General features: G+C 59.0%; 1 protein-coding gene. It reads right to left on the reverse strand.

Annotated elements, in window-relative coordinates:
* Positions 1–6 precede the first annotated feature (6 nt).
* Positions 7–171 carry a hypothetical protein gene (locus BST27_RS33030; RefSeq protein WP_170062405.1) on the reverse strand — a complete coding sequence of 55 codons (165 nt, stop codon included), beginning with the start codon at positions 169–171 and terminating at the stop codon, positions 7–9.
* Between the last annotated feature and the right edge of the window lie 227 nt (positions 172–398).

A 398-nucleotide genomic window follows, 5' to 3' on the forward strand; every position in this document is an offset into this window, starting at 1 on the left:
CACCAACTACACTGAGCCCTGCTCACAGGTGAGGACTTTCAGCGGGCACACCTGAGGAATTTCGATGAGCGTGATCAGATGCTCAATCGAGCGCGCTCCTCGCCGGTTGGACCACACGATCTGCACCGCGGTCGCCCCCGAGGCGGTCTTCACGGTGCGCACGTAGGCCACCCCGGCAGCCTACGGCCCCGATTTAGTGCACAAACTTACGCAGAACCGACCACGAAACCACAGGTCAAACCCCTACGCGCATCACCAACCCAAAATCGTGAGCCAAGTCAGGTCGCACAGACCAACGTCGTCACCTTGCTTGTCATCTCATGTCAATGGCCATCTGGAAGTCCCCGTTTTTGGCCAGGAGAAGTCCCCGCCCCTGAGCGGGTGATTGGCTAACTCTT

Origin of the sequence: Mycobacterium intermedium (assembly GCF_002086275.1) — a bacterium.
Lineage (GTDB): Bacteria > Actinomycetota > Actinomycetes > Mycobacteriales > Mycobacteriaceae > Mycobacterium > Mycobacterium intermedium.